Annotated in this window: 22 protein-coding genes and 1 other annotated feature; of the genes, 8 read left to right on the forward strand and 14 right to left on the reverse strand. The window is 33.6% G+C overall.

From position 1 onward, the window contains the following. Positions 1-79: 79 nt before the first annotated feature. The 3 genes from argS to NBE98_RS20060 all read right to left on the reverse strand — a co-directional run bounded on the left by argS (position 80) and on the right by NBE98_RS20060 (position 4212). A complete protein-coding gene (gene argS / locus NBE98_RS20050; RefSeq protein WP_250816783.1) occupies positions 80-1771 on the reverse strand; it encodes an arginine--tRNA ligase in 1692 nt (563 codons plus the stop codon). 194 nt (positions 1772-1965) lie between these two features. Continuing rightward, positions 1966-2277, reverse strand: a binding site (T-box leader). Between the two features lie 157 nt (positions 2278-2434). After that, the gene (locus NBE98_RS20055) at positions 2435-3538 is read right to left on the reverse strand and encodes a C40 family peptidase (RefSeq protein WP_250816784.1); all 1104 of its coding nucleotides are present in this window, start codon (positions 3536-3538) and stop codon (positions 2435-2437) included. Positions 3539-3678: 140 nt separating this feature from the next. After that, positions 3679-4212 carry a hypothetical protein gene (locus tag NBE98_RS20060; RefSeq protein ID WP_250816785.1) on the reverse strand — a complete coding sequence of 178 codons (534 nt, stop codon included), beginning with the start codon at positions 4210-4212 and terminating at the stop codon, positions 3679-3681. 179 nt (positions 4213-4391) lie between these two features. Between NBE98_RS20060 and NBE98_RS20065 the strand changes: the two genes are divergently transcribed. Next, positions 4392-4958, forward strand: coding sequence for a nitroreductase family protein (locus tag NBE98_RS20065; protein WP_250816786.1), 567 nt, complete (start codon positions 4392-4394; stop codon positions 4956-4958). A gap of 57 nt (positions 4959-5015) precedes the next feature. On the opposite strand, the gene NBE98_RS20070 is transcribed toward NBE98_RS20065, so the two are convergent. Further along, positions 5016-5159, reverse strand: a complete 144-nt coding sequence (locus NBE98_RS20070) for a hypothetical protein (RefSeq protein WP_250816787.1) — start codon at positions 5157-5159, stop codon at positions 5016-5018. A gap of 321 nt (positions 5160-5480) precedes the next feature. On the opposite strand from NBE98_RS20070, the gene NBE98_RS20075 reads away from it, so the two are divergent. Beyond that, complete coding sequence (locus NBE98_RS20075) at positions 5481-7061, forward strand: ClC family H(+)/Cl(-) exchange transporter (protein ID WP_250816788.1); 1581 nt, start codon at positions 5481-5483, stop codon at positions 7059-7061. Positions 7062-7195: 134 nt separating this feature from the next. Here the strand turns inward: NBE98_RS20075 and potE are convergent, their stop codons facing one another. The 3 genes from potE to NBE98_RS20090 all read right to left on the reverse strand — a co-directional run bounded on the left by potE (position 7196) and on the right by NBE98_RS20090 (position 12131). Next, a complete protein-coding gene (gene potE, locus NBE98_RS20080; RefSeq protein WP_250816789.1) occupies positions 7196-8536 on the reverse strand; it encodes a putrescine-ornithine antiporter in 1341 nt (446 codons plus the stop codon). A 72-nt stretch (positions 8537-8608) separates the two neighbouring features. Next, the gene (gene speC / locus NBE98_RS20085; protein ID WP_250816790.1) at positions 8609-10858 is read right to left on the reverse strand and encodes an ornithine decarboxylase; all 2250 of its coding nucleotides are present in this window, start codon (positions 10856-10858) and stop codon (positions 8609-8611) included. A gap of 127 nt (positions 10859-10985) precedes the next feature. Continuing rightward, on the reverse strand, positions 10986-12131 hold the full coding sequence (locus NBE98_RS20090) for a PucR family transcriptional regulator (RefSeq protein WP_250816791.1): 1146 nt from the start codon (positions 12129-12131) through the stop codon (positions 10986-10988). A 297-nt stretch (positions 12132-12428) separates the two neighbouring features. On the opposite strand from NBE98_RS20090, the gene NBE98_RS20095 reads away from it, so the two are divergent. Beyond that, entirely contained in the window at positions 12429-14252 is a 1824-nt protein-coding gene (locus tag NBE98_RS20095; protein ID WP_250816792.1) for an urease accessory protein UreH domain-containing protein, read from the forward strand. Between the two features lie 53 nt (positions 14253-14305). On the opposite strand, the gene NBE98_RS20100 is transcribed toward NBE98_RS20095, so the two are convergent. Beyond that, positions 14306-15682 carry a sensor histidine kinase gene (locus NBE98_RS20100; RefSeq protein WP_250816793.1) on the reverse strand — a complete coding sequence of 459 codons (1377 nt, stop codon included), beginning with the start codon at positions 15680-15682 and terminating at the stop codon, positions 14306-14308. A 137-nt stretch (positions 15683-15819) separates the two neighbouring features. Between NBE98_RS20100 and NBE98_RS20105 the strand changes: the two genes are divergently transcribed. Together NBE98_RS20105 and NBE98_RS20110 are read left to right on the forward strand one after the other, a co-directional pair. Continuing rightward, positions 15820-16311: a shikimate kinase gene (locus NBE98_RS20105; RefSeq protein ID WP_250816794.1), complete on the forward strand. Its 492-nt coding sequence runs from the start codon at positions 15820-15822 to the stop codon at positions 16309-16311. Between the two features lie 93 nt (positions 16312-16404). Next, on the forward strand, positions 16405-17292 hold the full coding sequence (locus tag NBE98_RS20110) for a LysR family transcriptional regulator (protein WP_250816795.1): 888 nt from the start codon (positions 16405-16407) through the stop codon (positions 17290-17292). Positions 17293-17362: 70 nt separating this feature from the next. On the opposite strand, the gene NBE98_RS20115 is transcribed toward NBE98_RS20110, so the two are convergent. Further along, entirely contained in the window at positions 17363-18286 is a 924-nt protein-coding gene (locus NBE98_RS20115) for a LysR family transcriptional regulator (protein ID WP_250816796.1), read from the reverse strand. A gap of 194 nt (positions 18287-18480) precedes the next feature. Here NBE98_RS20115 and NBE98_RS20120 point away from each other — a divergent pair, with 194 nt between their 5' ends. The 3 genes from NBE98_RS20120 (at position 18481) to NBE98_RS20130 (ending at position 22420) form a co-directional block, all read left to right on the forward strand. Beyond that, positions 18481-20106 carry an FAD-dependent oxidoreductase gene (locus NBE98_RS20120; RefSeq protein WP_250816797.1) on the forward strand — a complete coding sequence of 542 codons (1626 nt, stop codon included), beginning with the start codon at positions 18481-18483 and terminating at the stop codon, positions 20104-20106. A gap of 33 nt (positions 20107-20139) precedes the next feature. Beyond that, the gene (locus NBE98_RS20125; RefSeq protein ID WP_250816798.1) at positions 20140-21093 is read left to right on the forward strand and encodes a 4Fe-4S dicluster domain-containing protein; all 954 of its coding nucleotides are present in this window, start codon (positions 20140-20142) and stop codon (positions 21091-21093) included. A gap of 229 nt (positions 21094-21322) precedes the next feature. Further along, on the forward strand, positions 21323-22420 hold the full coding sequence (locus NBE98_RS20130) for a YeiH family protein (protein WP_250816799.1): 1098 nt from the start codon (positions 21323-21325) through the stop codon (positions 22418-22420). 59 nt (positions 22421-22479) lie between these two features. Here the strand turns inward: NBE98_RS20130 and NBE98_RS20135 are convergent, their stop codons facing one another. From NBE98_RS20135 to trxA, 5 genes are all read right to left on the reverse strand, one after another. Continuing rightward, positions 22480-23247 carry an ABC transporter ATP-binding protein gene (locus tag NBE98_RS20135; RefSeq protein ID WP_250816800.1) on the reverse strand — a complete coding sequence of 256 codons (768 nt, stop codon included), beginning with the start codon at positions 23245-23247 and terminating at the stop codon, positions 22480-22482. Then, positions 23240-24304: a FecCD family ABC transporter permease gene (locus NBE98_RS20140; protein ID WP_349305965.1), complete on the reverse strand. Its 1065-nt coding sequence runs from the start codon at positions 24302-24304 to the stop codon at positions 23240-23242. Before NBE98_RS20140 ends, NBE98_RS20135 begins: the two co-directional genes overlap by 8 nt. After that, positions 24240-25244 (reverse strand): ABC transporter substrate-binding protein, encoded by a 1005-nt coding sequence (locus tag NBE98_RS20145; RefSeq protein WP_250816802.1) that lies wholly within the window; start codon positions 25242-25244, stop codon positions 24240-24242. The genes NBE98_RS20140 and NBE98_RS20145 overlap by 65 nt, the downstream gene beginning before the upstream one ends. Positions 25245-25410: 166 nt before the next feature. Further along, positions 25411-26280 carry an NAD(P)/FAD-dependent oxidoreductase gene (locus tag NBE98_RS20150; protein WP_250816803.1) on the reverse strand — a complete coding sequence of 290 codons (870 nt, stop codon included), beginning with the start codon at positions 26278-26280 and terminating at the stop codon, positions 25411-25413. Positions 26281-26344: 64 nt separating this feature from the next. Next, positions 26345-26659 carry a thioredoxin gene (gene trxA, locus NBE98_RS20155; RefSeq protein ID WP_250816804.1) on the reverse strand — a complete coding sequence of 105 codons (315 nt, stop codon included), beginning with the start codon at positions 26657-26659 and terminating at the stop codon, positions 26345-26347. Between the last annotated feature and the right edge of the window lie 80 nt (positions 26660-26739).

The following is a 26739-nucleotide window of genomic DNA, read 5'->3' on the forward strand; positions in this document are numbered from 1 at the left end:
TAATAGATTATATAACATATTGGAAGATTTTAAAATAGAAAAACTCCATAGAGTACGTAAAAACTCTATGGAGTCATAATTACATCTTTTCTACTACTTCAAGTCCTATTAAGCTTAAGCCGTTTTTAACAGCCTGACAGGTAGCTTCAACTAGCTTTAGCCTTGCAATCTTAACTTCCTCATCTTGCGCATTTAATATACTGTGTGCGTTGTAGAATTTGTTAAAGGCTTTGGCAATTTCAATAACGTGTCTTGTCAATATTGAAGGTTCTAGCTTATCAATAGCAGCAAGTATCGCATCCTGAAGTCTTGAAATAAGTTTAACTAGTTCAAATTCTTCTGGTGAAGTTATCTTACTGAAATCTGCGTTGCCAGTGGTTTCTCCAGCCTTTCTTAAAATACTCTTTCCTCTTGCATAGGTGTACTGAGCATATGGACCAGTCTCACCTTCAAAGTTAAGCATTTCCTTCCAATCAAATATTATATCTTTTTCTCTATTGTTCTTAAGGTATGTGAATACTATAGATCCAATACCTATCTTCTTAGCTACCTCTTCCTTATTTTCAAGGTTTGGATTCTTTTCATTTATTACTTCTAAAGCCTTAACTACAGCTTCATTTAATAGTTCTTCAAGATAAATAGCATTACCGCTTCTTGTTGAGAACTTTCCCTCAGCAAACTTCACAAGACCAAAGCCAACATGCTTGCAGTCATCAGCCCAGTCATGCCCCATAAGTTTTATAGTGGTAAATACCTGCTTAAAATGTAAAGCTTGTGAAGTTCCAACAACATAAATATTCTTATGAAAATCATATGTTTTTTTTCTATAAAAAGCAGCTGCTAGGTCTCTTGTAGCATAAATTGTTGCCCCATCAGACTTTTTAATTATACATGGAGGCATATTGTATTCATCCAGCATTACTACCTTTGCACCATTGCTTTCAACCAATAGTCCCTTTTGTTCTATCTCGTCAACTACAGCATCCATCTTATCACTGTAGAAACTTTCACCAGCATAAGAATCAAAGTTTACGTTAAGCATATCGTATACTCTCTTAAATTCCTTCAAGCTTAATTCCTTAAACTCATTCCAAAGTCTAACTTCCTCTTCGCATCCGTCTTCAAGGTTCTTAAAATGTTTTCTTGCAATATCTTCAAGAGAAGGATCTTTTTCAGCCTCATCATAGAATTTAACGTAAAGCCTTTCAAGCTCACGTATTGCATTTTTGTGAAGAGCTTCTATATCTACCCACCTATGGTAAGCAGCTATAAGTCTTCCGTATTGAGTACCCCAGTCTCCAAGGTGATTAACTCCTATGGCCTTATAGCCTTCGAAATTCATAAGTCTATATAGCGAATTACCTATAACTGTAGTTGTAAGGTGTCCTACGTGAAAGTTTTTAGCTATGTTAGGTGAAGAATATTCAACCACAACATTTTTTCCCTCTCCAATTTTGGATGAACCATATTTGTCTCCTTCTTCAAGAGCCTTATCTAAAGTCTCCTTTATAAACAAAGACTTATCCATGAAAAAATTTAGATATGGTCCAAGGTTTTCAATCTTTTCAAAGCCTTCTTTATTTATTTTTCCCTGAAGTTCCTGAGCTATCATAACTGGAGCTTTTCTTAAAGCCTTTGAAAGCTGGAAGCAAGGAAATGCAAAGTCTCCCATTTCTGACCTTGGTGGAATCTCTATAAGTCTTTCTATTAAATCAAGTTCTAAATCAACATGCTCCTTAATCCTTTGCGCAACTAGTGCTTTGTAATCCATAAAACCATCTCCTTTAATATATTTACTTTTTTGATGAGTTAAGTCTTTAACATTTTAACTATAACTAGATATCTAGATAAGAAGATAAGAAGATAAGAAGTTAAAAAGTTAAATTTTTACACACTATATGCTTTCCATATGCAGACCACAATAAACACATCATTATATGTATATAAAAAGCCCGCCTCTAAAAATATAGAGACGGGCATTGTATCCGTGGTACCACTCTAGTTGATGCAAATATAATTCACATCCACTCGAAACTTTAACGCTGTCAGCGGCTTGCCCTACTCATGTAGAAAAACAACACCAAGATAATTTACAATCTGCTAAAAGCAATGAAGCCTCGCAATTTTATCATCTTATAAATAGATTTACGTTTGTTTTCGTATACTTCAGGCAGCTTCTCAGAGGCTCTCTTCCTTTTTTATATTCTGCAAGGCTTCCACCCTTCCCTGCTCTCTTTAAGAAATTCAAAAAAGTACTCTTCTCATCAAAGAATTTTTCTTTAAATATTTACACTATATTATATTATTGTATTCAATTTGTGTCAATATATTCTAGAGCAATTCTTTCAATATGGCTTTAAGTGTACTTCGTTCGTTATCAATCTCCTTTGCTGCTTTTATCTCTAACTGTCTAACAATATGTTTCATAAATTTTTTATTTCATAACTCTTCTAGCTGTAATATAATCCGGCCTACTATAAGATGATATTTTTACAACATCACCAGTTCTTGGCGCATGAATATACATTCCATTGCCAACATATATCCCCATGTGACTTGGACTTCCTCCCTTGCCATAGAAAACTAAATCTCCCGGCTGGAGTTCGTCTCTAGAAACAGAATAACCGTCATTTATTTGATTATAGGTTGTCCTTCCTAGGTTTATTCCGAAGTGCCTGTACACATATTGAGTAAATCCTGAACAGTCAAATCCTGCTGGTGTAGTTCCACCCCACTTATAAGGCGTACCTAAAAAATTGGATGCGTAAGCTACTACGGCATTGCTTGAAACTGATACAGCTCCTCTAGATGGTGTATATTTAGGTGTTGAGTTTCTTATTGATTGTATTTGTCTTAAGGTTTCATTTAATCTTGCCTGCGATTCATTTACCTCGGCCGCTAACGATCTTTCTTGCCTTTCTGCCTCTTTAATCAGCTCATTTTGCTCGTCCTTACTTAACTTAAGGTTGCTCATCTTTTTATTATTTTCATTATTTATTGCTATTAGCTGATTGTTTATATCGCTTAGTTTTTTTCTTTTGATGTTTAGTTCCTCTTGTTTTGCTTTTAGATTTGCAGTAATCTTTTTGTCTGTTTCTATAATATTTTTCACTATCTCTACCCTTGACAGAAAATCATTGAACCCTTTTGATTCAAGTATTATTTGTATGTAACTATCAATACCATTAACATACATGGCTTTCATTCTTTTACTAAATAGCTCTTGTTCTTTCCTTAAATTTTCTTCTGACTCATTTAAATCCTTTTCAGTTATTTTAATATCCTGATTACCTTTTAAAATTTTCTTCTTATTTTCTTCTACCTGAACCATTACTTCTTCAATTTGGTTATCTAGATTTTCTATTCTTTGCTCTATTTCAAATCTTTTTTCTTGTGCCCTCTTTAATTCATTTTTATCAGCTTGAAGCTGCTCTCTTTCGCTTTGAATCTGATTAGATGATGGTGCTGCAAATACTGGTTTATATACGATAACATTTAATGTAAGCATTATTGCAATATATCTTGATGTTCTCTTCATCTTTTCCTCCTAGGTGTACACATGTTTTTTCATTTAAAATATATCTTAACATTTTTATGTGTAGAACTTATGAAGACAATTTTTCAATATTTATAATGAGAGCGCAAAAAAGAGCTCCTAAATGAGCTCTCATACTAATGTTATTCATTGATAATATCAAATTTTCTTGCCAGTATTAATGCTAATTCATTTATGCAACCAGCATCATCATTACACGCACCAATTTGAAGCTTTAGTGTATAAGCAACCTCATCTAATCCATTTTCTTCAACGTCATCAATTGTACTGTCCGCATCAGCTAAATTGTTCTTCAGTGAATCTACTCTATCAACAAGTTCAGTTACAGTATCTTTAACAATATAAATCTCCCTTGTAGCAGCATCTATTGTTTTTCCTTCCTTATCAGTATAGCGCTCTGTACCCTCTTCGTTGCATTTACTGCAGAAAGGGGTCCAGTGCTTTTCGCCCTCCTCCTCTGTGACTCTTACCTTAAAGGTATCATTATTACACTTTTCACATAAAGAATTTAATGTCTCATATTGCTTATAGTTAACTGTTGCTACATATTCATTGCATTCCGAACAAATATAATCAACTTTAGAAAAAGCAGGCATTGCCACTAAGAGCACGGAGCCACATTTTGGACAGCATGCTGTTCTTTCAAATTTACTCATAATACCACTCCCTGTAACTTATATTCATACTTGTCAGGTTTTATGATAATTTATAATGCTTAACTAAGTAAAAAAGTATTTCCATGATAAATTATTTATATTTTGCTTTAGCTGTATATAAATGTTTTTAAGTTATATACTAACCACAAATACCAATCTAATTTTAAGAGGTGACGCTAATGGAAGTGATAAAGGCTATACATGATAGAAGAACCGTGCGTATGTTTACCGAAAAACCTTTAAACGATGATGTGCTTAACAAGATTTTAGAAGCGGGAATCTGGGCTCCTTCCCATGGTAATACTCAGCCATGGGAATTTATTGTAATTGGTCCAAATACACGAAGAAAGCTATCTGAAACTTACTTAAACATGATGGAAAATGGGCCACTAAAAAACCCTTCATTTCCTGAGGACAGAAAAGCAGCTATTAGAAAATTTGCTACAAATTTTGGTGATGCACCTGTCTTAATTGCGGTAGCATGCCCCCCAGCTTCTAATGATATGGATAGATATGACTTTCCATTAACCGCTGGTGCAGTAATACAAAATATGCTATTAGAGGCTTGGGATAATGAAGTTGCTGGCGTATGGCTCTCCTTCGGTATTAACCCAGAGGCCCAATCAATACTTGAAATTAATGAAGGCGGGTTTATAGGCGGAATCCTGGCTATTGGCTATTCTAGTAATATCCCTGCTGCCCCTCCTAGAATTTCTGTAGAAGAAAAAACACGTAAATTGCCTTAGAAAAATTATTTTATAAAAATATAGGGACAGTTAGCATTACTAACTGTCCCTATATTTCTATGCAACGTATTCAATATCATACTCCACTCCAACCAACTCTCTTATGACCTCTTCTACTGTTGTCCCATATACTGTTGCTATGATATATAAATCCTCTAGCATCTCTTTTGTTAAATTTAAAACTTCCCTCTTCTTTTCCATATGTCTTCCTCCATTGCAATTATATTCCACAAATTATAGTATTCGGCGCCTATAAAAGTGTGCACCGATTTTTAAATTTATATGTAGAGAGTAATTAAAAAAGTAACAAAACCATATAATCCTTAGCTTTTTTCGTTATAACCTCAATAATTTTTAATTAAACTGCTATAATAAAAATGTAATACAGAAAAATTAAATAAGACGTGTAGTATTTATAGAACAAAAGTCTCAGCTCTGAATACAGAAATATTAAACTCATTGGAATTGTATTCCAGATAGAGAAAACATAGGTTCTATCAACACTAGGTAGGAGGTTGAATAATGGATAGTACAAATAAGAATGATGTATATAATACACTATCACATTGGCAAAGCTTAAGACTTAAACTTTTATTACAAGGTATTATTGTAGGTATTTTCTCTGGGTTTTTAATTGTATTTTACAGAATTGTTCTTGAGAAAGCTGAGAGTCTAAGAAGTTTTATCTTAAATCTCAATATTTCAAAATACAAACTTATGCCTTTATGGTTTTTGTTTTTGGTAGTAGCGGCGTTCATCGTTGGAAAACTAATAACTAATGAACCATTGATAAGCGGCAGTGGAATACCTCAGGTAGAGGGCGTACTGCTTAGAAAAATTAATATGAATTGGCTTTCCGTTATAATTAAAAAATTTATTGGTGGAGTAATTTCCATTGGAGCAGGTTTATCACTTGGAAGAGAAGGTCCTTCTATACAACTTGGTGCAGCAATGGGACAAGGTGTAAGCAGAATTTTCAAGAGACTTAAAGTTGAAGAGAAATATTTAATTACAAGTGGAGCATCTGCAGGCCTTGCAGCTGCATTTAACGCGCCTTTGGCTGGTGTAATGTTTGCTCTGGAAGAGGTTCATAAACATTTTTCTCCTTTGGTGCTTTTGTCAGCAATGTCAGCATCACTAACTGCTGACTTTATATCAAAGCATTTTTTTGGCCTAAAACCAGTTTTCAGTTTTAATAATATTACTCCATTGCCTCTTGAAAGCTATGGATATATTGTACTTCTTGGGGTAATCGTAGGAATTTTCGGAGCCTTCTATAACTATTTTTTATTAAAAACTCAAGATATTTATAGTAAGCAAAAATGGCTTCAGGTAAAATTTAGGCCTATGCTTCCTTTTTTACTTTCAGGTCTATTAGCTTTGGTTATACCCCAAGTATTAGGTGGCGGACATTCAATCATAGAGTCAATGATCGAAGGAAGTTTTACGTTAAAAATGCTATTCATAATTCTTTGTGTCAAATTTTTATTTTCCATGGTAAGCTACGGGTCTGGAGCCCCTGGTGGTATCTTTTTCCCACTTTTGGTTTTAGGTGCATTAACTGGTGCTATCTATGGGGAAGTATTAGTTAAATTTTTTGGTTTTAATGCTGGTTATATTAATAACTTTATAATCCTGGCTATGGCCGGTTACTTCACTGCTATAGTGAGAGCTCCTATTACAGGCAGTATTCTAATTACTGAAATGACAGGATCTTTTTCACATTTGCTTTCTCTAAGCATGATATCACTTATTGCCTATGCGGTTGCAGATTTGCTTAAATCAGAACCAATATATGAATCCTTGCTTGAAAGACTATTGAAAAACAATGGTGTATATGAATTTAACGGAGATAGTAAAAATAAAGTAATATTAGAAATCCCAGTATGCTTAGATTCTAAAATGGACTGTAAAGCAATTAAGGATCTTAAATTCTCTAAAAACTTCTTGTTAGTTGCAATAAAGAGAGGAGAAAAAGAGATCATACCTAGAGGTAATACAGTCCTGCAATCCGGAGATTATATACATGTTTTAGCAAGTGAAAAGGATGCAGCATTAGTTAAAGAAGAATTATTAAAAATGTGTGGAAAGCCAGCTATATAATTAAAATCCACTTAAGATTATGTTACTAAAACTATAGCAGCATAACCCTAAGTGGATTTTAATTAATACAAAAATGACTTTTGACATCTTTTATAGATATCAAAAGCCATTCTTAATAAGCTCTGTATTATCTTTTAGGCACTTATATCGTAACTTTCATTGATTTTTTCTTTCTTTAAATCAAAGCGATGTGAAACGAATCCGTATAAAGTCCATCCAGCAAAAGTTACTATGGAACCATATACCAATGCTTCTGAGCCTGAAGCATAAAGTGCGTATAAACTGTATAATGAGCCTACAACAGCAATAAAGCTTGTCATTTTTATCTTGCTAGAAGGTAAGTTTTCCGACCTTTGTATTACATTAACCGCAGCCATAGATAGTAGATATGGTATAACATTTGTAACAACAGCTAAGTTTACTAATACATTAAACTGTGTCGCCAAGGTTGGACTGATTGTCATAAGTGCAAGCAAGCTTTGTATAATTGTAATAACAACCATTGCTGCTATAGGAGCCTCGTCTTTTGTAACCTTGCCTAAGAATTTAGGGAAATAACCTTCTACTGCAGATCCTTTAAATACTTGTGCGATTGTAAACTGCCAACTAAATAATGAACCAAAACAGGAAATTACCATCAATCCCATAACTAGTTTACCTACGGCTGGGTTAAACATACGTGCGAAAGTTAATCCAAATGGAGCTGTTGAATTTAAAAGGTCAGCATTTGGTACTATACCAGCCATAACATTTGTAGAAATAACATATACAATTGCAGCGCCAATTGTTCCACCTAGGCAGGCTATTGGAACGTTTCTTTTTGGATTTTCAACTGCATCCATGTTCGCAGAAGCAGATTCAAGTCCTAAAAATGCCCATAAAGTTATTGATATAGATTTGCTAACAGCAGTAAAGAAAGGTAATTTATTAGGATTCCATGAAGATACATATAAGGTCCCACTAAACCAGAACCATCCAAAAACTGAAAGTACTACAACTGGTGCTATAACGCCCCAAATAGTTATTGAACTAATTTTACCTGTGTATCTAGCGCCTTTAAAGTTAAGCACTGTAGCTAACCATAAAGTAAATATTGTCCATATTGCCACTGAAACAGGTGATAACTCTTTGCTTAAAAATCCACAAGCGTAACCTACCACCGAAATTGCTATTGCCACATTTGCAATTAATAATGAAACTCCATAAGTGTAGTTTGCCATGAAGCTACCAGCTTTTCCAAAAGAATACTCAGAATAGCCTCCCATTCCGGCAGCTTTTCTACTGAACATGCCAGCTTGAGCAAAAGCATAAGCAAGAGCCATTGAGCCCACTGCTGTAACGAGCCATGAAAGTATAGACATGGTTCCAACCTTTGCTAAGTTAGTCGGAAGCATTATTATTCCTGAACCCATCATATTAATTGTAGTCATAATGGTTAACTGAACAACGCTCATTTTGTTTTTTTCGTTACTCATAGTTAATTACTCCTTTTTATAATTAGCTAGGATAAAGTTTTACTATATCCTAGCTATTAGTTTATTTTTTGACTAGTTCTTCTTGTCTAATACATATCCATAAGCCTTAACTCTTCCATTTTCCTTTTCAAGGTAAACACCTTGAATCTCTGGAGCAAAACCTGGAAACTCATTAATTCCCTCTTGTAGTATTAAGAAGTACTTTTGTGCAACTTCATTCCATACTTCCCCTGGAACAACGCAGAAGATTCCTGGTGGATATGGAAGAGCACCTTCAAGTGCCACTTCACCTACAATATTTTCTAAAGCAACTAACTTAGCATTATTTTTTACTAACTCCCAATTAGCTTCCTGTGGAGTCATAGCCCTCTCAGTCATAAGCTTAGGAAGAACATCCTGTAATGTCGCAGCTACTTCTCCTAAGGACTCCCAATCAAACTTCTGTGAAATCAATGCTGGCTTTGGCAAGTAATCAGCTCTAAATAGTTTCTTTTGATAGTTCTTTGCATCATTCTTCTTATAGAAGTCATGCATTTCCTGACAAAGTCTTCTTATTGTATAACCTTTATAACGTCCTTCGTTATTCTTATATAGAGTTGGAAGAACCTCGCTTAAAGGAGCATCTGCTTTAACAAGCTGCTCAAACTTAACAAGCTGTGCTACAAGCTTATCCATTTTTTCTGTAGTCTCTGCAGGAGTTAATAAAAATAATATAGAATTCAAATCGTTCTTTTCTGGTATTATTCTATTTTCTCTTAAGTAGTTTGCAAGTATTGTCGCTGGAATACCAAAGTCTTCATATTCTCCAGTTTCAACATTTATTCCTGGTGTGGTAAGCATAAATTTATTTGGATCAACAAAATATTGATTCTCACCATAGCCTTCAAAGGAATGCCACTTCTCACCTGGCACAAATTTAAAGAATTCAATGTTATTAGCAATTTCTTCTGTACCGTATTCTTCCCATTTTTTTTCATTAACCACTGGTGGTATAAATGGTTTGAACATTGAACAATTCCTTATAACTGACTTTCTAGCTTCAATTCCCATCTTTATACAGTCATCCCATAAACGTCTGCCTGCTTCCCCATCCTGCATTCTTGCATTAACATCTAAAGATGCAAACAATGGGTAGAAAGGACTTGTTGATGCATGTAGTCTAAAGGCATTGTTAAATCTTTTGTGGTCTACATATCTGCTTTGACCTTTTAGATGGCTGTCCTTTTTATGAATTTGTGAAGTTTGAGAGAATCCTGCCTGCTGCTTATGGACAGATTGAGTTACTAATATACCAGGATCACTTTCCTTTAGGTCTATTAATAATGGTGAACAATCTCTCATCATTGGTATAAATTGCTCATATCCAACCCATGCTGAATCGAATAAAATATAGTCGCAAAGATGTCCTATTTTTTCAACAACTTGTTTAGCATTATAAATAGTTCCATCGTAAGTTCCAAGCTGAATTACAGCTAGTCTAAACGGTCTTTTAGCATTTGCCTTTTCAGAGTCAACCTTTGCTGCTGCTTCTCTTAAATAATTTTCATCAAAGCAATGTGCATCAATACCACCAATGAATCCAAATGGATTACGAGCTGTTTCTAAGTAAACTGGTTTACCACCTGATAAAACCAAAGCAGCATTATATACTGACTTATGATTGTTTCTATCAAATAAAACTAAATCTCCAGGAGCAACTACAGCATTTATAGCTACTGTATTAGAAGTGCTTGTACCATTCATAACAAAATAAGTTTTATCTGCATTGTATACTTTCGCAGCATGCACTTCAGCGTCAACAGCTGGGCCTTCATGTATCAATAAATCTCCAAGTGCTACGTCTGCATTGCATATATCTGAACGAAAAACATTTTGACCATAGAAATCATAAAAATATTTTCCTGCTGGATGTTTTGCGAAGTATTGACCGCCTTGGTGTCCAGGGCAATCAAACTGAAGATTTTCTCTTTCTACATACTCGCTTAAAGTTTTGAAGAAAGGTGGAAGCATGTGCTCTTCATACTGCTTAGCAGCAGTTTCTATTTCTCTGCTGACAAGCTCTATATCTAATCCGTTTTCTTCTATGACCTTGCAAGCTGTTCTTTTTACATCATCATTAAGATTGTCCACGTTTTTCGCTATAACAAATATTGGAATTCCAAACTTTGTACTAACAACACTATTAAAAACATCTATTTCTGAATCAGTAATTACAACAGCAGCTACATCTGTATAATCTGTATTTTCAGCTAATACAAGATTTCTATCAGTTTTAAAAAACTTTTGTGCTTCTGAAGTGTATGAAATTCTTAAATGTTTCATTGTTCTCCTCCAACCATACTTATTTACAAAAAATTCATTAATTTATCTACATTCGATATAATACACCTTTTAGCGACATTTAGGAATTGTAATAATTCAAATAAAAAAATATAACCCTTTGTAAAAATTACAAAGAGTTGTTTAGTAAAGTATATATTCTAACTGCCATAGCTAATTCCTCATAAAAATGCTCGCTTTTATAAGCATTAAATAATATTTTATTTATCTTATCTATTCTGTATCTAATAGTATTACCATGCTGAAACAACTCCTCTGCTACTGCTTTTATATCTCCGTTATGTTCAACATATTTTACTGCAGTTATTAACAATTCAGTTTCATGATTTTTATCATAATCAATAAGAGGCCATATCATTTCATCGTAATATTTTAATACCCATGGATTGTCTAAAAGCGGCAGTATTATCTTATTAATGCCTATCTCATGAAAGAATGAAATATCTTTTCTATAACATGCCGAGTGTTTATATGCGTATAAACTTTCATGTATGGACTTGTCAAGATTTCCTAGTCCTTCATACAACCCGCTTACCCCTATAATATAAGTTTTCTCGTCAAAGCCGCACCACTTTAATCTTCTCAGAACAGTCTTAGTGACATCCTGTTCTTCCCCTTCTTCAAAGGTATTTATAAAAAGATACCCGTCTTCATATGGTATAATCTCACTAAAAACCTGTTCCATTTCTTTATTAAAAGGACTTTTAATTCCAGATAATTTGTTGCTTTTTCTCTTACAGAAGGCCACTATGTTTTTATCTTTAAAGTTAATATTTATTTTGAGAGCGATTTGCTTTATTCGCAGCTCATTTAAATTATTATATAAAATACTATCTATTTGTGATGCTAAATCTTCATACTGTTTTTTCTCGCTTATAGCTAAATTTACATAAACAATTACATCTTCAGTGAAGGTACCGTTAAACATCATAATAGGAAAGTGCTCCTTATCAGCAAGCTTGATAACTTCCCCTGGAATTTCCTTTATATAAATATCTTTAACTGCGAGGCAGCTTATACCAACTTTGATCATTCTTTCTACAATCTCATAAAGCTGATCAATATTATCTTTTATGGCAACTAATGTACTTAGAGCAAAATCTCCTCTGCTAAAATTTTGTTCTATTAAATCGCCAGTTTCATAATCCCAAACTGCCACATGAGTTATTTCTTTTGATAGTCCCTTCTTACCAGCAATAACTTTAAAACCTTTAAGTATATCAAGATCTAAAGCTTCCTTAACAGTTATAGCCATAAAGCTTCATCCTCATTTCCCTATAATTATTAACTTGCAATGCTTCAATCTTTTTTAATAATACCAGCTTAATTATTTTACATAGATAATCATAGTCAATTATAAACAAAGATCGTGATAAAATCAAATACTCATGCTAGCTGTAAAATTATGATTACCTTTTGATTTTGAATCTATATCTTCATAAAATCCACACAAGTTTTTTATATACTCTAGTATGTAGCAAATTAAAAATTGTACTTTACTATGTCGAGATCATCCTGCTATATCTTTTAAATACATATTAGGAGGGAATTTATGGGTATTAGGAAAGATAGGTTTAAAGTGTATGACATGACCTGCGGTTCTTGTGAAAATCGAGTTGAGAAGGCTATTAAAAGTTTAGATGGTGTATTAACCGCTAAAGCAAGCTACAGCGGCCAATTTGCTGAAGTAGAATACGATGACGAGATCTGCAGCCTAGCAAAAGTTAAAACAGCAGTAAAAAAGGCTGGATATACAACAGAAGGTTCTAGTGATTTTAAATTCCTTGGGATTCTTATAATAGCAGCTGCAATAATATTACTAAGTCTAAATACCTCTGGGTATGATATGGAATCGAAGCTCACAAACGCTTCCTATGCTGTTCTTTTCATAGTGGGTGTTTTTACCTCAATACATTGTGTAGGCATGTGCGGTGGAATAATGCTTTCCCAAACCCTTTCAAAAGAAAGCAAAAATAAATTCGATGCTCTAGAACCAGCAATTCTATACAACCTTGGAAGAGTTGTATCTTATACTATCCTTGGCGGAGTTATAGGAGCAATTGGGTCGGTATTTTCGCTTTCAATTACTACACAAGCAATACTTCAAATTTTAGCAGGACTCTTCATGATTATGATGGGCTTTAACATGGCTGGATTCAGCGCTTTTAGAAGGTTTCAGATAAAACTTCCTCATGCAGCCTGTAAAGCTAAGAATAAATCTGGATCACCATTTATTGTTGGATTATTGAATGGATTTATGCCCTGCGGTCCTCTTCAAACCATGCAGCTGTTTGCTCTTGGAACAGGTAGTCCTGTAAAAGGAGCCTTGTCCATGTTTATGTTCTCTATAGGAACAGTACCGCTTATGCTTACATTTGGAGCATTATCAGGACTTTTAAGCAAAGGATATACTAAGAAGATACTTAAGTTTAGCGGAATTCTTGTTATAATCCTAGGTCTAATTATGGGGAATAGAGGTTTTGCACTCGCTGGAATCAATATTAATCCTATGAGAGCACTTTCAAGCAGTTCGAAATCACTATTAGGCAGTGGATCAAGTAATTCTTCTAGTTCAAATGCAGCCAAAGCTTCTTTAGAAAACGGTGTTCAAGTCATAAGAATGACTGCTGATAACAGAGGCTATACCCCTAACGCTTTTTATGTTCAAAAAGATATACCTGTCAAATGGATAATCGATGGAAAACAAATTAATTCTTGTAATAATGCAATTGTTGCTAAAGCAATAGATAACAAGCAGCATAAATTAAAAAGTGGTGAAAATGTTATAGAATTTACTCCTGGAGATAAAGATATAAACTTTAGCTGCTGGATGGGTATGATAAGAGGTGTAATAAAGGTTGTAGATAAGCTTGACAATGTGGATGCTTCAAAAGCTGACCCTACTATTCCCCCTGCTAGCAATGGCCCTAGCTGCTGCGCTGGTCCTGTAGGAGATGATTCTGAGGCTCCAGCTCAGCCAAGCATTTACGGAAATGATTTAACAAAAATTCCAACAGAAAATTTGGTAGGTAAAGCATTATCTGCCGGAAAATATCAAAGCGCAAAATTTAAAGGTATTGGCTATGAGCTTCAACCTTTGATAGTTATTACAGGAAACAGTTCAAGCACAAAATTAACTTTTGACCTAAGTTCTTTCGATAACGTTGAGGGTGAGTATCTTATATTAGATGCTGAAACAGGAAGTAAGGTTAGTTCCTTTAAGGCTAAGAAAGGTATAAATGAAGTTGAATTCAATCCAAAAAAATCAGGCGGTTATGCAATTTTAAAAGACAACGGTATTCTAGGAATTATCGAAGTAGTTGATGATTTAAAATCTGCAGATGCAGAAAAAATAAGAGAAAAGTATCTTCAATAATGAAAGGAGAAGTCTGAAATAGACTTCTCCTTTGTTATTTTAATATCAGTTTTTTATTTATCTACACTATGGATAAAACTGATTTTGAAGGTTGTACCTTTACCCTCTTCGCTTTTCACTTCAATGCTTGCAGAATGCAGTTTAAGAATATTTTTAACAATAGTAAGCCCAAGACCACTTCCTTCAATTTCACTCCTGCTTTTATCCCCTCTATAGAGTCTTTCAAAAATAAAAGGCAAGTCTTCTTTCTTAATGCCGACACCAGTATCTTTTATTTCAACTACAATATTTTTATAGGTTTCATACAGTTCAAAGGTTATTTCTCCTTCTGCTTCGGTAAATTTAACAGAATTGGATAACAGATTTATGAAAACCTGTTTTAGCTTATCTCTATCTCCGGTTATGCTATAATCTGAATTATTCTGAAATTTACATCTTAACTTTATATTTTTCTTTTCTACCGCTGTTTGAAAATCCTTACAAATATCCTTAATTAATTCATTCAATAAAATTGTTTCAAAATCAAGTTTTATACTTTCTGTCTCAAACTCCTTTAGAGCATTTAGACTATTCAAAAGCTTTCCAAATCTCACTACTTCTTCATTGAGGTTACTTAATCTCTCACTCGTAACAGGAAGAACACCATCTATCATGGCTTCAAGATTGTTTTGCAGCACATTTAGAGGAGTTCTAATCTCATGTGATATATCTGAAACCAATCTTTTTCTAAGGCTATCTTGATATTTTAGCTTTTCAGCTAGTATATTGACACTATTCCTTAAATTTTCAAGCTCTTCAATATTGCTTTCAACATTGGATTTTGCATCAAAATTTCCTTTTGAAAGATTTACAGACATATTGGCTACAGCTTTTATTGGTCTTGAAAACTGCTTGGAAAAGTATAAACTTACAAATATAATAATTAGCAGCGTTAGTATTCCACTTGCTATAATACTCTCATTTATTGATTTTTTGAAATTTACATCTTCCTCTGTAAGTAAAATCGGAGCATACTGCCCAATATCTACGAATCCAACAACCTTACCATTGTAATGAATTTCAAATCGTTTTGAATTATAAACTCCTTTATCTTGAGTAAGCATTGTATTAAAATGCAAATTATTTTTTATTTCATTAGGGTCCATTCCCCATACAGTTTTCTTATTGATGTCTAATAAAGTTAAACAGTAGTTTCCCATGTATGCCTCATGCATTAACTCAATGCCAGAATTATCATTCCAATTACCTTCTCTTTTATAAATTTCTTCAAGGTAAACTACGATTCTTTCATATCTTTTGTTTTGAATATCTGCCATGTATTGATTGAATTTTTTATTTATAGTTGTATTAACAAATAAAGTAATTAAAAATATTGCTAATATAGAACATATAACGAATAAAATACTTAGTCTTTTTCTAATTGTCTGCAACTAAACTTCACCTCTTATACAGCTAAATATTTATGCTTGTAAGATTATTATAACAATTTAGTTTAAAGATACTATGAAGATTTTAAACTTTATTGTAGAATTATTGAGGAAACTTGAACATAAGTGAGGATATTAAAATGTTAAATAAAAATATTGTACTTATTGGAATGCCTGGCTGCGGGAAAACTTCTATCGGAAAAATTGTTTCCGAAAAACTATTCTTACCTTTCTATGATGTTGATGAATACCTAGAAGCAAAAGAAGGCAAACCTATAAAAGATATTTTTCTTAAAGGAGAAGCATATTTTAGAGAACTTGAAAGTAGCTCCATAAAAGAAATAGTCAATAACTGCCCTTCGGTAATCTCAACTGGAGGCGGTGCTGTAAAAGTTCCTCGAAATATGGAGATATTACAAAAAAATTCTATAATTATATTTATAAACAGACCATTAGAAAATATAATAAAAGATATAGATACCTCCACCCGCCCGCTGCTTTTAGAAGGACAATCAAAGCTTTATAAATTGTTTGAAGAAAGGTACCCTCTATATATGCAGTTCAATGATTTAGAAGTTTTAAATGATACCACTATTGAAGAGGCTGCTGATAGTATAATTAAGCTTTTGTAATTTCAAGTTAATTCATAGGTTTAAATCATGAGTAAAACAAAGATATTTTATTATAATCATTAATATATAATAGTCTTAGAAAGGACATTTATAATGATAGACGAACTTAGAACTTTCATAGCAGTTGTAGAATATAATAGCTTTACCAAGGCCGCTGAAAATATTAACTTATCTCAAGCAAGTGTTAGTCTTCATATTAAACACCTAGAACAATATTTTAATACAATCTTAGTTCAGCGTTCAGTTAAGCAGAAAAATATATATATTACTGAATCTGGTCATCTGCTTTACGAACGTTCGAAACAAATTACTAAATTATTAGATGATACCAAAAATGATTTAATGTATTATGAACACATGGTAAAAGGGCGTTTGCGTATAGGCGCAAGCTTTACTATTGGAGAATATCTGCTGCCAGACTTTTTAGGTAAGTTTACAAAAACATATCCAGATTTAGAGTTAGAAATTACAATTGAAAATACTCAGAGTATTTGCGAGAGAGTTAAAAACTTTCAAATTGACTTAGGATTAGTGGAAGGTACAGTCCCAAGTTCTAGTTTAACAATTGAACATTTTTATAAAGACATAATGAAAATTGCAGTTCCTTATAATCATTCCTTGACTAACAAAAAATTTTCAATGGATAATTTGCAGAATCAAACCTGGATTACTAGAGAAATCGGTTCTGGTACAAGAGAATATTTGATGCTTTTTTTGTCCAATAACAATATAAGTCCTAAAAATTTTATTGTATTTGGAAGTAATTATGCAGTTAAAGAAGCAGTAAGAAACAACTTAGGCATTACTTTTATTTCATCTCTTGTTACTGAAGCTTCAGCAACAAGCAAAGAACTATCTGTTATAGAAACTGGACAGACATATTATAGAAGTTTTTCCTATGTACTGCAAAAGGGAATCATCCCTTCAAGGGGTACTGTAGTATTTATAGATATGTTAAAAAGCTATATGAAAAGTAAATAAGTATTTAGTATATATTTTTTATAAATAGGCAACGCCATAAAGCACTATACTCTTTATAGCATTGCCTATTTTATCCTCTTATTAACTTACCTGAATCTATTCTCTGAAGAATATCTGCATGCTTATAGTTTTTTACTATATCAATAAGACTTTTCATTTCGTTAGTTACAAGCTTATTTTTATGATATACCACGCTAAAGGATCTGTCCCAGTCACATTCCATATTCTGAATAACATGTATATATCCATTTTTAATTTCCTCTTCTACTAAGCGTATAGAAATAACCGCCAAACATTGGTTTTCCATTACTGCTTTTTTAATAGAAGCAGAACTGTTTCCTTCAAAAGCTATTTTTATTTCCATTCCGTTTTCCATCATATATCTTTCAAAAAGCTCTCTTGTTCCGCTGCCTTGCTCGCGCATAGCAAACCTCTCGTAAGCCAATTCGGATAGTTTAACTGTTTTCTTTCTGGCAAAGCTATGTTTTGTGCTGCAGGCAAGAATCAAGCAATCATTTACTTCTGGAATAGAAATTAAATCTGGACTTTTAACTTTACCTTCTACTATACCAATATCTAGTTCTGACCTTAACAATTTTTCTTCTATGTCTCTTGTATTGTTTACATAAGAATATGTCTCAACCTCAGGATTAACCTCTTTAAAACTTTTGATAACATCGCTAAGAATACAATTACCTACTGTAATAGTAGCCCCAATTTTGATTTTATCTACATAATTAGCCTGAAACATCATTTCTTCCATATCATCAAACTGCTTTACTACACTTCTTGCATAAGAAAGAAGTTTTTTCCCTTTTTCTGTTATAAATAATTTCTTGCACAGACGTTCAAATAAGAGCACCCCATAATGCTCCTCAAGTTCTCTAATGACCTGGCTTACAGTCGGCTGTGAAATAAAAAACTTAGCTGCGGCCATACTCATCTTTCCACTGTCTGCTACTTCAATAAATATTTTTAAATGCCTTATTGTCACATTTACCCCCCCCAATATTAACACTACTTTGAATCATTGATAGGTTTTACCTATGAGTATTATAAGATAATATCATTTTATTATTATTTTAACAAGTGTTATATTAGTATTGTAAATGATGTTAAAAAATAAACAAAGAGCATAATAATTGACAATTATTATGCTCTCAAAAGGAATATAAGGAGGTTGAATACATGAAGGTTCTTATTATTGGTGGTGTAGCTGCCGGTACTAAGGTTGCTGCAAAGCTAAAACGTGAAAACCGCAGCTGCGAGGTTACGATTTTAACTAAAAGCAAAGAAATTTCCTATGCAGGTTGTGGACTCCCTTACTATGTTGGCAAAGTAATTCCAGAACGCAGTCAATTAATTGTTAATACTCCCGATAATTTTTCAAGATTGACTGGAGTTCAAGTACTCACCGAAGTAGAAGTAAAAAATGTTAATCCTGTAGATAAAACTGTAGATGCACTAGATTTAAATACAAAGGAAACTCTTAATTATAAATATGACAAGTTAGTTATTGCCTCTGGTGCTGAAGCCATAAAGCCTCCAGTAGATGGGGTAAATTTAAAAGGTGTGTTCTTTATGAGAACTCCAGATGATGCTATCGCCTTACGGGAAGCTATTGAAGAAGGTGAAATTAAGCGTGCTGTTGTAGTTGGTGGCGGATACATAGGACTTGAGGTTGCTGAAAATTTATCTACTCAAGGAGTTAAGGTATCTGTCATAGATATGGCAAAGCATGTACTTCCTGGTTTTGATGAAGAGTTCGCTGAGTATGTTGAAAACCATTTAGCTAATCAAGGCATCATGACCTTTACTGAAACAAAACTTGAAGCTATCCTTGGTGAAACAAAAGTCGAAAAAATTAAAACAGACAAGCGCGCTATTAAAACTGATGCTGTTATACTTTCTGTAGGAATAAGAGCTAACACAGCTTTTCTAGCTGACACAGACATTAAATTAATGCCAAATAAAACTATTAAAGTAAATGAGTTCTTGCAAACAAATATAGAAGATATATATGCAGTTGGCGACTGTGCTACTGTAACTAATAAGCTTACTAAAGAACCTGCTTGGTCTCCTATGGGCTCTTCAGCTAATATCGCTGGTCGTATTGCTGCTAAAAATATTAACGGTGCTAATGTAGCTTATCAAGGTGTTCTAGGAACAGCAGTTGCTAAGCTTCCTGAGCTTAATGTAGGACGAACAGGCTTAACAGAAGCTGCTGCAAAACAGTCTGGTTATAATGCTGTAAGTGTTGTAACTGTTGTAGACGATAAAGCACAATACTATCCTGGCGCTTCATCCTTTATTGTTAAGATGATAGCAGATATAGAAACTAATAAATTACTAGGTCTACAAGTGCTTGGCAAGGGTGCTGTAGATAAAATGGTTGATATTGCTGTCACAGCAATATCAATGAGGGCAACTCTTGAGCAAATTGAAAATATGGATTTAGCTTATGCTCCACCATTCTCAACAGCAATCCATCCTTTCTCACATACTGTGAACATTTTATTAAATAAGATCAGTGGTGCTTTTGAAACTATAACACCTGCTGAGTATGCTGCTGGAAATGCTGAAGACTACAAAATAATTGATGCCTCTCTTACCCCAAGCATTGAAGGAGTTCCTTACGTAGATCTTACAAAGGTTAACGGAGAACTTCCCGAATTTGCTAAGGATGAAAAGCTTCTCTTAGTGTGTGCTAAGGGAAAAAGAGCTTATATGCTTCAAAACCGCTTAAAGTATTTTGGGTATACTAACACACTAGTTCTTGAAGGTGGTACTACCTTTAATGAAATATCAATATAAAACTATTATTTATTTAACTGGAGGATTAGAATTATGGCATGTTTAACTGTAAGTGCTGCAGACGAAAAAAGAGTAAAGGCCTTAGGCTTTCTAAGTAACAAGGGTACTGACAACTTTTCAGGAAGAATTATCACTGTAAATGGCAAAATTACAGCTGCTCAAAACAAATGCTTATCAGAAGCTGCACAGCTTTTTGGTAATGGCATTGTAACTTTTACAACTAGACTAACTATTGAGTGTCAAGGAATTCCCTATGACAAAATTGAAGACTTTAGAGCTTACATTGCTAAGGAAGGTCTTGTAACAGGAGGCACTGGTTCAAAGGTTCGTCCAGTAGTATCCTGTAAGGGTACAACCTGTCAGTATGGTTTAATAGATACCTTTGGCTTATCAGAGGAAATTCACGAAAGATTTTTTAATGGCTATAACGATGTTAAGCTTCCTCATAAATTTAAAATTGGTGTTGGGGGTTGTCCTAACAACTGTGTTAAACCTGATTTAAATGACCTAGGAATTATTGGTCAGTTAATACCTAACTTTGATGAGGATTCATGCAATGGATGCAAGAAGTGTTCTGTAGAGGATGCCTGCCCAGTAAATGCTGCAAAGATATTTGATGGTATGCTTGCTATTGACCAAGACGAGTGCAACAACTGTGGACGCTGTGTTGGAAAATGCCACTTTGACGCTATAGAAGATGGAAAAGTTGGATACAAAATATATATAGGCGGAAGATGGGGAAAACGCGTTGCGCAAGGAATACCTCTAAGCAAAATCTTTACCAGCAAAGAAGAAGCTATGGATGTAATAGAAAAGACTATACTTTTATATAGAGAACAAGGAAAGACAGGAGAGCGTTTATCTCAAACTATTGAAAGGCTTGGCTTTGAAAATGTACAAGCTCAATTATTATCAAATGATATTTTAGAAAGAAAGCAGGAAATCCTGGATGCAAAGCTTCACATCGTAGGCGGAGCTACCTGTTAATCTAGGTTTCTATATACCCTAAACCCACTCAGTTTAATTATAGTTTCAGAAGAAAGCCTCTGTACAAGGCTTTCTTCTGGGCACTAATTATTTTTTTGCATTGCTTTGTTATATATTTAACACTTATTTATATAATAACCTTATGTTTTTAAACCTTTATTTTTTTAAGTTGTTTTGTTACTTTATTAACAACTTTAAATTTCATCTTAATTGAAAGGGGTTATCATTCATGAACACTAATTTAAACACTAAACCAACTACCAATTTTAACCTAAAAAAACACTTTGCTATCGCCTTATGCGTTGGCATTGCTACGGTAGCAACCTACTTAGGAGGAACGCAAAAGCTTATTGGGGCTCCTATGATTGGATTGTTTATAAGCATGCTTATTGTAAACTTTATGCCATCTGTAGATAAGGATTTCAAAGCTGGAACTACTTTTGCAGGAAAAAAATTCTTAAGCTTTGGTATTATTTTAGCTGGTGCTACTCTTAACTTTAAAGAAATCTTAGGCTATGGAGCAAAAGCACTTCCACTTATTATATTCAACATAATAATTGCTTTTAGTGTTGCCTATTTTGTAGGTAGAAAATTAAAGGTATCACAAAATACCTGTACCTTAGTGGGTGGTGGTACATGCATTTGTGGTGGTACTGCTATTGCAACCTTAGCCTCCATAATTAAAGCTAAAGAAACTGAAATAGCTTATGCTATGACAGCAATCTTTTTATTTGACATATTTGCGGCTCTAGTTTACCCATATGCATCAGGCTTTCTTGGTTTAACTGCCAACCAATTTGGTTTCCTTGCGGGTACTGCTATTAACGATACTTCAAGTGTTGCCGCTGCAGAAGCTACATATAACGTTTTAAATAATCTTGACTTAAACCTGGCCATAACAGTGAAGCTTACAAGAACTACAATGCTTATTGTACTTGCAGTTATATTTACTGTAATGACTGTAAGAAAGCAAGCTCAGTCCATTGATTCTTTAGGCGAGCCTTCAGCAGCTTCAGATGCTCAAAAGAAAATGTCGATAGGCCAAACTATAATAAAGGTTTTCCCATGGTTTATTCTTATATTCCTAGTTATGGCTATTTTAAACACCCTAGGAGTATTTCAAAACATTGGGGGTGCCTCAAATTTCTTTAAAAAAGGATATAAATTTTTAATTGCAGCAGCTTTAGCTGGTGTAGGCTTTAAAATTCAATTCAAAGATTTAATTACAAAGGGTATTAAACCAATCATACTTGGAGGCTGTACCTGGGCAGCTGTTGCCCTATCATCCTTAATATTTGTAAAGCTGTTTGCAGCTTATGTAGGTTAAATATTAAAAGGCCTTTATTGTCCTATACTAAAGTTTTAGAGCAATGAAGGCTTTTTATTTTACTTTAGATAGAATACATACTGCGGTGAGGCCTTCTCTTCAACTAATACCTGTTCAGAAGAAATCTTAAAGATTCTATCCATCTCCTTGCTGTCAAATACTGCTTGTGGAGTATCATATATTACTACCTGACCTTTCTCCATAAGACATAGCTTGTCCGAGTAGGAAAGAGCATTGCTTAAATCATGGAGCACCATAACTATAGTCTTACCCATTTTTTTAAGCTTTTTTATTATTTCTAATATTTCAAGCTGATGATTAATATCCAAATAGGTAGTAGGCTCATCCAAAAAGATTATATCTGTATCCTGAGCTAAAATCATTGATATATAAACTTTTTGACGCTGTCCTCCGGAAAGCTCTTGAATACTTTTATTTATACAATCCTTAAGACCCATATTTTCCATAGCCTTCTCTACAATTTCCTTGTCTGTTTTCTGAGGAGTACGTGAAAAGCCTAAATACGGATATCTGCCGTGCATAACCAAATTATACACAGTTATATTTGGCACAGTTCTAAGTTGAGGTAGAAAAGAAACCTTCTTTGCAAGCTCCTTGCTTGAAATACTAGAAATATCCTCACCCTTTATAGTAATTTCACCACTAAAAGGCTTTAGCAGATTTGCTGCTGTCTTTAGTACGGTAGTTTTTCCACAGCCATTTTTACCTACAATACTCGTGATACTGCCTTCTTCAAAAGCTATATTTATATCTTTAATGATTTCAACTCCATTATACCCTGAAGTTATATTATTTAATTTAATCATAAAGCTGACCTCTCTTACCCTTTATTAATAGGTATATAAAGAATGGTCCTCCCAAGAAGGACATTATAATTCCAACAGGAATTTCAAAGGGAGCAAAAAGTACTCGTGCCAGTAAATCACAAAGCAGAGTAAAAATACTTCCTAACAGTGCTGACACTGGAAGCAAAATTCTATTATCATATCCAACCAAAAATCTTGATACATGAGGAACAATAAGTCCAACAAAGCCCAATAGACCAGCAAAACTTATAGCACTTCCTGCTAACATTGCTGCAAGGATTAAAAACACAAAGCGAATCCTAACTACATTTAAACCTAAGGACTTTGCACTTTCATCTCCTAGAGCCAGTATATTCATATCATAGCCTAGAATTAAGGCTATAATAAAGGCAAAAACAATAAACCAGCCGGCAAAACTTACCTTGTCCATTGTTATACCAGAAAAGCCTCCTATCATAAATGCTGTTCGACTAATCGCTGTATCAGGTTTTAGAGTTAGTACAGTATCCGTCATTGCACCTATAAAGCTTGATACAGCAACTCCCGATAAAACTATAGCCATTCTGGAAGCTCCTGTCTTTTGTGCTATAAAATAAACTAAAAGCATAGCTAGGAGCGCCCCTATAAAAGAAGCAATTGTTGTAAAATACAGATTTGCAGGAAAAAAAGCTGCTATTAATACAGTAAATAATCCTGCTCCAGAATTTACACCAATAATATTGGGACTTGCAAGAGAATTGTTCAATACGGACTGGAGTATAGCACCTGACATTGACAAAGCACAGCCTGAAAGAACTGCAGCCAATGTTCTTGGTATCCTTACAAAGCTTATGATTCTATATGTTTTCGATGCATTATCTCCCTGCTGCATAGAAGAAATTATTTCTGATAAAGATATTTTTGAAGAACCAATGCTGATACTCATAAAAACTCCAATTAGAAGCAAAATTGTAAGGAGAGCTATAACGCTGCAGTTATAGCTCTTACTGTTTTTATTTAAATGTATCCGGGTAGAGAATTTTTGCAACATATTCATAGCTTTCACCCCATCTTGCATTAGGCTTATAGTGAAATAATTCCTTTGGAAGCACAATATATCGATTATTTTTTACTGCTGATAAACTGCTCCATGCTGGATTTTTCTCTATTCCATCTTTTAAAGCTTTTAAGGCTTCTTTGCTGTCCCCCATTGTTACTACAAAAATATAGTCTGGATCCTCTTGAATAATTTCTTCAATACTCAAATCCTCTAAAAGAGACTTATGCTTTGAGGCTATATTTACAGTACCTAAATCATTAAGAATTTTGCAGGCCATATTATCATCATTTTTAGCTTTTGCACCGCTTGAAAAAGCACGAATAAACAGTACATCAGGATTATTCTTCTTGTCGATTTTGGCTAAGATATTTTCAATTTGTTTTTTAACTGCTAATCCATTTTTCTCATATAATTCCTTATTTCCTGTTATTTCTGTGCATACTTTAAGCATATTTAGGTAATCCTCAAAATGCTCTACCTTGAAAAATGCAAAAGGTATATTAGATTTCTTAAGAGTTTCTGAAATCCTTACATGACTTTCTATATCTGTAGAAAGCAAAACAAATTCAGGAGATAGTGCTATAATTTCTTCTACATTTGGATCTTTTATTGTACCTAGCATTTTTGTTTCCTTAGATACTTCCATTTTCCTTTCGCTAATAACATCATTAGTAACACCTACAAGCTCACCACCAGCTAAAATCCAAGTTTCAGCATAGGAGCCGACAAGCGAAACCACCCTTTGGGGCTTGTCTTTTAAGTGGATAGTATTTTTCAATGAATCAGTAAAGCTATAGTAATATTTATTATTTATTGATATTGTCTTTGCTTTACACCCTATAAATATCTGTGTAATCAAACCAGTTAAAATCAGCATAGAGATTAGTTTTCTTGTTGATATAATTTTTTTAAAGCCGTTTTTATTGTTAAACTTTCTACTATTAAGGCCAGTGTTCATCTTATCTCCTCCTTATAAGCTAATTTACTTTACTTATATGATAATGCCTTAACTATATATTGTAAAATATAATTATATAATCAATATAATAGGTATTACCTATGAGACGAAAAAAAACGGCCATACTGTTTATCAGTTGCCGCATTTTAATATAAAAGATATTATATTATTTTTCACGAGATAATTTATCTAAATAAGAAACTGCATTTAAAGCAGCTACCTGACCTTCTCCCATTGACTTCAAGTATTGATAAGGCTTACCCACAGCATCTCCTGCTGCATAGCAGCCTTTAAGATTTGTCTCCATATCTCTACTTACTTTTATGTGCCCCTCCTCAACTAAAAGACCTGGCACTAATTGATCTGGTGATATATTATCTCTTAAAATAAATAATCCATCTGTTTCTACTTCACTGTTTTTTAATACTAACTTATTAACATGACTATCGCCTATTATCTCTACAGGCTTGTCATTTATAACCTCTATATTACTGTTTAGATCAACATCACCTTTGAACATTGGTATATAGTATACCTTAGCTGCAAGTTCACTTACATAGTTTGCTTCTTCAATGGATTCTTTATTATAACCTATTATTGTAACTACTTTATTTTTATATAAAGGAGCATCGCAGGTTGCACAATACCCTACACCTCTTCCAAGAAACTCACTCTCACCTTTAAAAGGCTTTCCAAAGGAAACCCCTGTAGCTAATACTATACCGGTAGCTTCATAGGTTTTGTCATTAACCATTAAAGCGTAATAATCACCCATGGCATATATACTGTCAACTCTTTCATAGGTTATCTCAATATCCATCTCTTTTAGATGATCTTTAAACTTTTCTGTTAAATCCTTGCCACTTATCCCTGGAAAACCAACATAATTGTTTATCTTAGGTGCAAGGTATAGTTTATTACTTAGATTCTCATAACCAAAAATTATTATCCTTTTGTTCCTTATCTTCGCATTAATAGCAGCTGTAATTCCTGCTGGACCACTTCCTACTATCGCTATATCATATCTCTCGCTCATAAAACTACCACCTCATAAGAGTACTTCTTTTGTACATTAACCACATTTTATCTTTAATTAAATTTTATATGTGTTTTTGTATCTTCTCCATTATAGCACTTTTAGGCATAAATCCAACAATTTGGTCAATAACTTGCCCATTTTTAAATATAAGCACTGTTGGAATGCTTAATACTTTGTACTGCATCGCAATACTTTGATTATCATCAACATTTATTTTCCCAACTACAGCCTTACCCTCTAGTTCAATTGCTATCTCTTCTATAATTGGACCAAGCATCTTGCATGGTCCGCACCACGGTGCCCAAAAATCTACTACTACTGGTATGTCACTGTTTACTATTTTATTGAAATTTGCTTCATTAATACTTATTGTCATAATTATTGCCTCCTATTATTTAAACGTCTATAATTTATATGAACTTTTAGTAACAAATTAATTACATACCCCTGTATGGT

Origin of the sequence: Clostridium swellfunianum, assembly GCF_023656515.1 — a bacterium.
Classification (GTDB): Bacteria; Bacillota; Clostridia; order Clostridiales; family Clostridiaceae; genus Clostridium_AT; species Clostridium_AT swellfunianum.

Excerpts from the sequence above, each read along its gene's own strand:
- argS (WP_250816783.1), bottom strand. The coding sequence starts at position 1,771 with ATGGATTACAAAGCACTAGTTGCGCAAAGGATTAAGGAGCATGTTGAT.
- NBE98_RS20055 (WP_250816784.1), bottom strand. The coding sequence starts at position 3,538 with ATGAAGAGAACATCAAGATATATTGCAATAATGCTTACATTAAATGTT.
- NBE98_RS20060 (WP_250816785.1), bottom strand. The coding sequence starts at position 4,212 with ATGAGTAAATTTGAAAGAACAGCATGCTGTCCAAAATGTGGCTCCGTG.
- NBE98_RS20065 (WP_250816786.1), top strand. The coding sequence starts at position 4,392 with ATGGAAGTGATAAAGGCTATACATGATAGAAGAACCGTGCGTATGTTT.
- NBE98_RS20070 (WP_250816787.1), bottom strand. The coding sequence starts at position 5,159 with ATGGAAAAGAAGAGGGAAGTTTTAAATTTAACAAAAGAGATGCTAGAG.
- NBE98_RS20075 (WP_250816788.1), top strand. The coding sequence starts at position 5,481 with ATGGATAGTACAAATAAGAATGATGTATATAATACACTATCACATTGG.
- potE (WP_250816789.1), bottom strand. The coding sequence starts at position 8,536 with ATGAGTAACGAAAAAAACAAAATGAGCGTTGTTCAGTTAACCATTATG.
- speC (WP_250816790.1), bottom strand. The coding sequence starts at position 10,858 with ATGAAACATTTAAGAATTTCATACACTTCAGAAGCACAAAAGTTTTTT.
- NBE98_RS20090 (WP_250816791.1), bottom strand. The coding sequence starts at position 12,131 with ATGGCTATAACTGTTAAGGAAGCTTTAGATCTTGATATACTTAAAGGT.
- NBE98_RS20095 (WP_250816792.1), top strand. The coding sequence starts at position 12,429 with ATGGGTATTAGGAAAGATAGGTTTAAAGTGTATGACATGACCTGCGGT.
- NBE98_RS20105 (WP_250816794.1), top strand. The coding sequence starts at position 15,820 with ATGTTAAATAAAAATATTGTACTTATTGGAATGCCTGGCTGCGGGAAA.
- NBE98_RS20110 (WP_250816795.1), top strand. The coding sequence starts at position 16,405 with ATGATAGACGAACTTAGAACTTTCATAGCAGTTGTAGAATATAATAGC.
- NBE98_RS20120 (WP_250816797.1), top strand. The coding sequence starts at position 18,481 with ATGAAGGTTCTTATTATTGGTGGTGTAGCTGCCGGTACTAAGGTTGCT.
- NBE98_RS20125 (WP_250816798.1), top strand. The coding sequence starts at position 20,140 with ATGGCATGTTTAACTGTAAGTGCTGCAGACGAAAAAAGAGTAAAGGCC.
- NBE98_RS20130 (WP_250816799.1), top strand. The coding sequence starts at position 21,323 with ATGAACACTAATTTAAACACTAAACCAACTACCAATTTTAACCTAAAA.
- NBE98_RS20135 (WP_250816800.1), bottom strand. The coding sequence starts at position 23,247 with ATGATTAAATTAAATAATATAACTTCAGGGTATAATGGAGTTGAAATC.
- NBE98_RS20140 (WP_349305965.1), bottom strand. The coding sequence starts at position 24,304 with ATGCAAGATGGGGTGAAAGCTATGAATATGTTGCAAAAATTCTCTACC.
- NBE98_RS20145 (WP_250816802.1), bottom strand. The coding sequence starts at position 25,244 with ATGAACACTGGCCTTAATAGTAGAAAGTTTAACAATAAAAACGGCTTT.
- NBE98_RS20150 (WP_250816803.1), bottom strand. The coding sequence starts at position 26,280 with ATGAGCGAGAGATATGATATAGCGATAGTAGGAAGTGGTCCAGCAGGA.
- trxA (WP_250816804.1), bottom strand. The coding sequence starts at position 26,659 with ATGACAATAAGTATTAATGAAGCAAATTTCAATAAAATAGTAAACAGT.